Source organism: Actinomadura sp. DC4, assembly GCF_030406325.1.
GTDB lineage: Bacteria > Actinomycetota > Actinomycetes > Streptosporangiales > Streptosporangiaceae > Actinoallomurus.
Window position 1 is genome coordinate 25,321 of record NZ_JAUEQY010000056.1, and the last position, 7,051, is coordinate 32,371.

Here is a 7,051-nt window from a genome sequence, read left to right on the forward strand (position 1 = left end):
GGGCGGCTCTCAGCTCTCGTCGTCGGCGAGAATGCCGTAGAGACGCCGCCGCGTGTCGTTGATCACCTCGAGCGCGCGCTCGCGCTGCTCCTCGCTGCCGGCCTGCATGACCTGGCGGAGCGCCATCATCAGCTGGCCCATCGCCGTCTGGAAGTGCGTGGCCGCCTCGCCGGCGTCCTCGGTGATCTCGGCCCAGGGCGGGGTCGTCTGGGATTCGGTCTCCGTACGCCCGGCGGCGGCCAGCTTGAACAGTCGCTTGCCCGACGACTGCTCGCCGGAGATCAGGCCCTCGTCCTCAAGGAGCTGCAGGGTGGGATAGACCGATCCCGGGCTCGGCCGCCACAGCCCGCCGGTACGGCTCTCCAGCTCCTGGATCATCTCGTATCCGTGCATGGGCCGCTCGTTCAGCAGCGCCAGGATGGCGGCACGGACGTTGCCGCGCTTGGTACGGCGGCCGCCCCGGCCGCCGCGCCCGCGCGTGCCGAACCCCGGGCCGAAGCCCGGACCCCAGCCGCCGAACGCCGCGCGTTCCTCGCTGTGCATGGCTCGTCTGTGCATGACTCTCTCCCGAGCGATCTATTACCGATATATCGTACGCGATGGCCTGGGAGAGTCAGCCCTTGGCGGTGATGCTGTCCAAGATCTTCTGCGTGATGTCGGGCGGCCCGGTCAGCTTCACCCGGACCCACATCGCGAACTTCCCGCTCGCGTCGCGCAGCCCGACCTCGTTGATCGTGATCGACCCGCCGCAGGTCCACGGCGTGATCCGGCCGCTCAGCGAGCCGTGCCGGTACGGCCGCTGCGCGCCCGCCGTGCACTTGCCGGTGTGACTGCCGAGCGTGGGCGGCGGCAGGGTGACGGTCAGGTCGTGGGTCAGCCCGGCGAAGACCCCCGGGACCGGCGTGTCGTCCCGTACGAACTGGGCGTAGTCGGGCGTGGCCCGCAGCGCCGGGGCGGACGCGCCGTCGCTGACCGTGACCGGCCAGCGGTTGCGCTGCGTCTGCAGCCTCCAGGTGGGCGGCACGCGAAGGGTCAGCCGGCCCGTGGTGTCGGTGACGGACACGAGGCCGTCCTCGGGCTTGTCCGACGAGCCGGCGCCGGTCATCTTCGCGATGGCGTACGCGCCGCCCGCGCCGACCACGAGCACCGCGACGAGCCCGAGAGCGGCCAGCACCCGGCTGCGGCCCGTCTGCCCGGCGCGTACCTCGGCGGCCTCTTCGGGCGCGCCGACGACCGGCAGGTCCACTCTGGTCTCGTCCGCGGAGGGCCCGGTGCCCGGCAGGGGACGCTGCTCGGTCGGCTCGTACGCCGGCGACATCCGGTGGCGGCCCGGCTGCGAGCCCGATCCGCTCGGGTCGGAGGTCCGGGTCGAGCGCCGCGAGGGCCGGTCGGAGGTCGTGTCGTCCGGAGGCACGGGCGCGCGGCCGCTGACGGTCGGGTCGCCCACCGTCGCGTCGCCGGTGCCACGGTCGGCCACCGTCTGGTCCGGCGAGACGCCGTGGGACACCGACCTGAGCGGGACGCCGAGCGCCGCGCCGAACGCCTCCGCCGACGGCCAGCGCCGCTCACGGTCGGTCTCCAGCGCCCGCATCACGATCTCGTCGACCGCCGGGGGCAGGTCGGGGCGTACCGAGCTCGGCGGCACGAGCACCGGCGCCGTGCTCGGCGGGCGGCCGGTCACCAGGTGGTAGGTCAGCGCGCCGAGGCCGTACACGTCGGCGCGCACGTCGAGACCGCCGCCGAACCTCGCCTGCTCCGGCGACATGTACCCCGGTGTCCCGACCGGCAGCGTGAAGGCGCCGGAGGCGTGCGCGAGCGCCTTGGCGAGGCCGAGGTCGGCGATCAGCAGGCGTTCGCCGCCGTCGGTGGTCGACTGGAACAGCACGTTGGACGGCTTGAGGTCGCGGTGGATGATGCCGAGCCGGTTGATGACCTCCACGCCGTGCGCGACCTCGGCGGCCAGCCGCAGCGCCTCGCCCACCGGGAGGTCGCGCGTTCTCATCCGCTCCGAGAGCGTGCCGAGGTCGGCGTAGGACATGACGAAGTACGGACGGCCGTCCGCGAGCTCGCCGATGTCGTGCACGCGGACGAGGCGCTCGGAGTCCGCGCGGCGCAGGATCTTGGCTTCTTCGAGGAAGCGATTGCGCACGTCGAGGTCGTCGATGAGGCCGCCGGCGAGTACCTTGACCGCGACCTTCGCATCGAGGACCTCGTCGTGGGCGAGCCAGACGGAGGCGAAAGCTCCGGACCCGAGAACGCGATCGATTCGGTAACGGCCGACAGCCGAAGGCATGGACACCCCCGTATCATGCCCAATACGGGGCGATGGTGAGGGCGAGGACGGGTCATGGCGTACGACGAGCGGACCGAGGAGCTGGCTCAGCGAGCCGCAAAGGGCGATCGGGAGGCTCTCAACGCGCTGTTGCGTGTGATCGAGCCCGACGTCCTGCGGCACTGCTCGCGGTTCCTGCCGTGCCGGCAGGATGCCGAGGAGGCCTGCCAGGACGCGTTGATGCAGGTCGCACGGAACATCAACCGCTTCGAGGGGCGGTCGCGCTTCACCACCTGGCTGCACGTCGTGGTGGCCAACTCCGCGCGCTCGACCTACCGGTCGCTCAAGCGCCGCTCGATGGAACAGGCCGGTGAGCTGCCGGACCAGCGGCCGGACCCGCGCCGTACGAGCGTCATCGCGGGCTCGCGGGTGGACATCCTGGACGCCATGGAGGACCTGGAGCGCCGCAAGCCGGACCTCATCGAGGCCCTCGTGCTGCGCGACGTGTCCCAGCTGGAGTACAGCGAGATCGCCACCCAGCTCAACCTGCCGCTGGGCACGGTCAAGTCGCGGATCCACGAGGCGCGCAAGCAGGTGCGCCAGTCGCTGGGCGACGGCTACAACTGAGCCACCGGCTCAGCCCAGCGCGTCGAGCTGACCGGCGAGCCACCGCTGCGGGGGCAGCGCGGTCGCGGTCGCGGCGAGGCGCCTGCTGCGCTCGGCGCGTTCGTCCGCCGGCATGAGCAGCGCCTGGTGCAGCGCCTCGGCGGTCTGTGAGACGTCGTAGGGGTTGACCATGATGGCGTCGTCGGACATCTCGGTGGCGGCGCCGGCCTCGTCCGACAGCACCAGCGCGCAGCCGCGCCTCGACAGCGCAGGGCCCTCCTTGGCGACGAGGTTCATGCCGTCGCGGATGGGGTTCACGAGCAGCACGTCGGCCATGCCGTACGCCGCGAGCGAGCGCGGGTAGTCGTCGTTGACCTGCAGGATCAGCGGATCCCACGACCCGGTGGCGAACTCGTCGGAGATCTCGGCCGCCATCCGCTGCACCGCGGCGGTGTACTCCCGGTACTCCGGCAGGTCGTGCCGGGACGGATAGGCGAACGCCAGGTGCACGACCCGGCCGTGCCACTCGTGGTGCTTGGCGAGCATCTCGCGGTAGGCGGCCAGGCCGCGCACGATGTTCTTGGACAGCTCGGTGCGGTCGATGCGCACGATGAGCCGCCGGTCGCCGACCCGCTCGCGCAGCACCTCGGCGCGCGCGGCCACGTCCGGCTGGGCGGCGCGGTCGCGCAGGGCCGGGCCGTCGACGCCGAGGCCGTGCACGCCGACCCGCGTGACGTGCCCGCGGTGGGAGACCGTACGGGCCGTGGTGTCGACCTTGGCCCGCAGGACGGCCGCGCAGCAGTCGAGGAAGGCGTCCGCCCAGCGGTCGGTCTGGAAGCCGGCGTGGTCGGCGCCGAGGATGCCCTCGAGGACCTGCCGCCCGATGTCGTCGGGCAGGAGCCGGTAGTACTCCGGCGGCGACCACGGCGTGTGCGAGAAGTGCGCGATCTTGACGTCGGGCCGGCGCTCGCGCAGCAGGGTGGGCACGAGCGAGAGGTGGTAGTCCTGCACGGCGACCTTGGCGCCCGCCGCGGCGTCCTGGGCCAGCGCGTCGGCGAACGCCGCGTTGTAGGCCTCATAGGACTGCCAGTCGCGCCGCGAGCGGGCGTCGAAGTGCGGCTTGTTCGGGGTGTCGTACAGCATGTGGTGCACGAACCACAGCGTCGAGTTGGCGACCGCGTTGTAGGCCCGGTGGAAGGTGCCCGCCGGGATGTCGAGCATCCGGACGGCGCCGATGTCGGGGACGTCCAGCCGGCCGTCCGTGGTCTGGCGCGCCGCGGCGCGGTCGGCGTCGGACAGGGTCGCGCAGGTCCACAGAATGTCACCGCGCAGCCCGGCCAGGGCCGAGACCAGGCCGCCGCCGCCGCGGCGCATCGACAGCGCGCCGTCATCGGCCAGGGAGAACGAGACAGGCCCGCGGTTGGACGCGATGAGCACCTGCGTGTCAGCCATGGGGGGAGAGTAACCGGCCGTTGTTAACGCCCATCGCGCAAGGGGCGGTCACTGTCTGTTTCGTAACCATACGGATGCAGGTCACGCCCGGGGCGTCTCGCGGCCTGAGACCCCGGCTGGCCAAGCATCGGGCGGTCACGTATACAGTTCCTGATACCGACAACTGAATATTGCTCATCCAGAGGGGTGGAGGGACCGGCCCGTTGAAGCCCCGGCAACCTTCCCGGACATGCGGTCCAGCGCGGATCATCCGCGCCGCAACTCGCCGAACCTACGCGAGGCCGCCCGGGACAGGTGCCAACTCCGGCTCGTGACCAAGGTGGCACGAGGAAGATGAGGAGAGAGGCCTCGCTCCATGTCGACTGCCGTACGGAATCTCGGCCCCGCGACCGCGCTCACGTGCCGCGAATGCGGTGAATCCTACGATCTCGGCCCCCACTACGCCTGTGAGCAGTGTTTCGGCCCGCTCGAGGTGTCCTACGACTACTCGCAGGTCAGCCGCGAGCGGATCGAGTCGGGTCCCCGCAACATCTGGCGCTACCGTGATCTGCTTCCGGTGCCCGCAGGCGTGATCGAGACGCCCAACACCGAGCCCGGTTTCACGCGCCTGGTCCGCGCCGACAACCTCGCCGAGTCGCTCGGTGTCCGCTCGCTGTGGGTCAAGGACGACAGTGGCAACCCCACGCACTCCTTCAAGGACCGGGTCGTCGCGGTGGCGCTGGCCGCGGCGCGCGAGCTCGGCTTCAAGGTGCTGGCCTGTCCCTCGACCGGCAACCTCGCCAACGCGGTGGCCGCCGCGGCGGCGCGCGCGGGCATCCGCAGCGCGGTGTTCGTGCCCTCCGACCTCGAGCAGCAGAAGATCGTCACGACCGCCGTGTACGGCGGGACGTTCGTGACCGTGGACGGCAACTACGACGACGTCAACCGGCTCGCCTCCGAGATCGCCGGCGAGCAGGACGACTGGGCGTTCGTCAACGTCAACGTGCGGCCCTACTACGCCGAGGGCTCCAAGACGATCGGGTACGAGGTGGCCGAGCAGCTCGGCTGGCGCCTGCCCGACCAGATCGTCGTGCCGATCGCGTCCGGCTCGCAGCTCACCAAGATCGACAAGGCGTTCCAGGAGCTCATCAAGCTGGGGCTCGTGGAGGACAAGCCGTACAAGGTGTTCGGCGCTCAGGCGACCGGCTGCTCGCCGGTCGCCGCCGCCTTCAAGGCCGGGCACGACGCCGTACGGCCGGTCAAGCCCGACACGATCGCCAAGTCCCTCGCGATCGGCAACCCGGCCGACGGCCCGTACGTCCTGGACGCGGTCCGCCGTACGGGCGGCGCCATCGAGGACGTCTCCGACGAAGAGGTGGTGGACAGCATCGGCCTCCTCGCCCGCACCGAGGGCATTTTCGGAGAGACGGCCGGCGGCGTGACGCTCGGCTCGCTGCGCAAGCTGCTGTCCTCCGGCGTCCTGGACCCGGGCGCCGAGACGGTGTTCATCAACTCCGGCGACGGCCTCAAGACCCTCGACGCGGTCGCCCCGGTGGCGAAGCCCTCCGCGAACATCGCCCCTTCGTTCGACGCTTTCCGAAAGGCGGGCCTGGTATGAGTTCGATCAGCGTGCGCATCCCCACGATCCTGCGCAACTACACCGGCGGCGAATCCGAGGTGCGCGCGTCCGGAACGACGGTACGAGAGGTCGTGGCGGACCTCGATGCCAGTTTCTCCGGGATTGCCGCCCGAATCCTTGATGAAAATGGCAAAATACGCCGTTTTGTGAATGTCTACGTGGGTGAAGAGGATGTGCGCTTCGCCGACGGCCTTGACACGGTCACCCCAGAGGGCACACAGATCTCCATCATCCCGGCGGTCGCAGGCGGTTAGCCGAGAGGGTCGGCTGCCTTTACCGCCACGTGGCGGAGTTCCCAATTCAATGATTCCCGATTGACCAGGATCGGCCGTCCGCTCATCTTGGGTAAAGGGTGTTCCACGGACGGTAGCCGTGTGTATGGTCGGCGATGGTCATCGCGGGGCGACCCGCCGTGGCCGACGGGTTCCGCGCCTCCGGCGGGCTCGAGTCGCTAGCCGTGGGAATGACCACGGGAATTGCCCTGGTGGGAGTTGTTAGGAATGGCACAAGGCACCGTCAAGTGGTTCAACGCGGACAAAGGCTACGGCTTCATCGCGGTCGACGGTGGCAAGGACGTGTTCGTGCACTATTCGGCCATCATCGCCGATGGCTACCGCAGCCTGGAGCAGGGGCAGCGGGTCGAGTTCGAGATCACCCAGAGCGACCGGGGTCCGCAGGCTGAGTCGGTTCGCCCGATCTGATCCTCTATGGCTCGAGAGGGGTCCGGCGCTCGGCGGCGCCGGGCCCCTCTGCGCGTCCGGTCCCTGGTGGGAGCGGTGTGGCTTGCACTCGTTGGGGTAGAGTGCTAAACACGACGTTGGCACTCTGCGGTTGAGAGTGCCAACACGAAAAAGCGATCGAGGCGACGAGGCCTCCAATCCCGGCGGCGGCATGGTAGCCGCTGGAAGGGGTCGTCCGTCGCGGGCGTCGACTCGATCCAGTGATAGCCACCCCGTTCCGGGAGGATCTGGAGCTTATGGCTGCAAAGATGATCGCGTTCGACGAGGAAGCGCGTCGCGGCCTCGAACGCGGTATGAATCAGCTCGCTGACGCGGTTAAGGTCACCCTTGGTCCTAAGGGTCGTAATGTCGTGTTGGAGAAGA

Annotated in this window: 7 protein-coding genes and 1 riboswitch; of the genes, 4 read left to right on the forward strand and 3 right to left on the reverse strand. The window is 70.0% G+C overall.

Features of this window, described 5'->3' with window-relative positions; translation table 11 throughout:
• Positions 1–9 precede the first annotated feature (9 nt).
• Together QWU11_RS45975 and QWU11_RS45980 are read right to left on the reverse strand one after the other, a co-directional pair.
• Positions 10–558, reverse strand: coding sequence for a PadR family transcriptional regulator (locus tag QWU11_RS45975; RefSeq protein WP_290120932.1), 549 nt, complete (start codon positions 556–558; stop codon positions 10–12).
• A gap of 55 nt (positions 559–613) precedes the next feature.
• Positions 614–2,293: a serine/threonine-protein kinase gene (locus QWU11_RS45980; RefSeq protein WP_290120933.1), complete on the reverse strand. Its 1,680-nt coding sequence runs from the start codon at positions 2,291–2,293 to the stop codon at positions 614–616.
• 54 nt (positions 2,294–2,347) lie between these two features.
• Between QWU11_RS45980 and QWU11_RS45985 the strand changes: the two genes are divergently transcribed.
• Positions 2,348–2,899 (forward strand): RNA polymerase sigma factor, encoded by a 552-nt coding sequence (locus tag QWU11_RS45985; RefSeq protein WP_290120934.1) that lies wholly within the window; start codon positions 2,348–2,350, stop codon positions 2,897–2,899.
• A 9-nt stretch (positions 2,900–2,908) separates the two neighbouring features.
• On the opposite strand, the gene QWU11_RS45990 is transcribed toward QWU11_RS45985, so the two are convergent.
• On the reverse strand, positions 2,909–4,330 hold the full coding sequence (locus QWU11_RS45990; protein WP_290120935.1) for a trehalose-6-phosphate synthase: 1,422 nt from the start codon (positions 4,328–4,330) through the stop codon (positions 2,909–2,911).
• A 171-nt stretch (positions 4,331–4,501) separates the two neighbouring features.
• A riboswitch (SAM riboswitch) is annotated at positions 4,502–4,670 on the forward strand.
• Positions 4,671–4,685: 15 nt separating this feature from the next.
• On the opposite strand from QWU11_RS45990, the gene thrC reads away from it, so the two are divergent.
• From thrC to QWU11_RS46005, 3 genes are all read left to right on the forward strand, one after another.
• Positions 4,686–5,927 carry a threonine synthase gene (thrC, locus tag QWU11_RS45995; protein ID WP_290120936.1) on the forward strand — a complete coding sequence of 414 codons (1,242 nt, stop codon included), beginning with the start codon at positions 4,686–4,688 and terminating at the stop codon, positions 5,925–5,927.
• Positions 5,924–6,202 (forward strand): MoaD/ThiS family protein, encoded by a 279-nt coding sequence (locus tag QWU11_RS46000; RefSeq protein WP_290120937.1) that lies wholly within the window; start codon positions 5,924–5,926, stop codon positions 6,200–6,202. Before thrC ends, QWU11_RS46000 begins: the two co-directional genes overlap by 4 nt.
• Before the next feature lie 246 nt (positions 6,203–6,448).
• Positions 6,449–6,649, forward strand: a complete 201-nt coding sequence (locus QWU11_RS46005) for a cold-shock protein (protein WP_290120938.1) — start codon at positions 6,449–6,451, stop codon at positions 6,647–6,649.
• Positions 6,650–7,051: the final 402 nt, after the last annotated feature.

Excerpts from the sequence above, each read along its gene's own strand:
- QWU11_RS46000 (WP_290120937.1), top strand. The coding sequence starts at position 5,924 with ATGAGTTCGATCAGCGTGCGCATCCCCACGATCCTGCGCAACTACACC.
- QWU11_RS45980 (WP_290120933.1), bottom strand. The coding sequence starts at position 2,293 with ATGCCTTCGGCTGTCGGCCGTTACCGAATCGATCGCGTTCTCGGGTCC.
- QWU11_RS46005 (WP_290120938.1), top strand. The coding sequence starts at position 6,449 with ATGGCACAAGGCACCGTCAAGTGGTTCAACGCGGACAAAGGCTACGGC.
- QWU11_RS45985 (WP_290120934.1), top strand. The coding sequence starts at position 2,348 with ATGGCGTACGACGAGCGGACCGAGGAGCTGGCTCAGCGAGCCGCAAAG.
- QWU11_RS45975 (WP_290120932.1), bottom strand. The coding sequence starts at position 558 with ATGCACAGACGAGCCATGCACAGCGAGGAACGCGCGGCGTTCGGCGGC.
- thrC (WP_290120936.1), top strand. The coding sequence starts at position 4,686 with ATGTCGACTGCCGTACGGAATCTCGGCCCCGCGACCGCGCTCACGTGC.
- QWU11_RS45990 (WP_290120935.1), bottom strand. The coding sequence starts at position 4,330 with ATGGCTGACACGCAGGTGCTCATCGCGTCCAACCGCGGGCCTGTCTCG.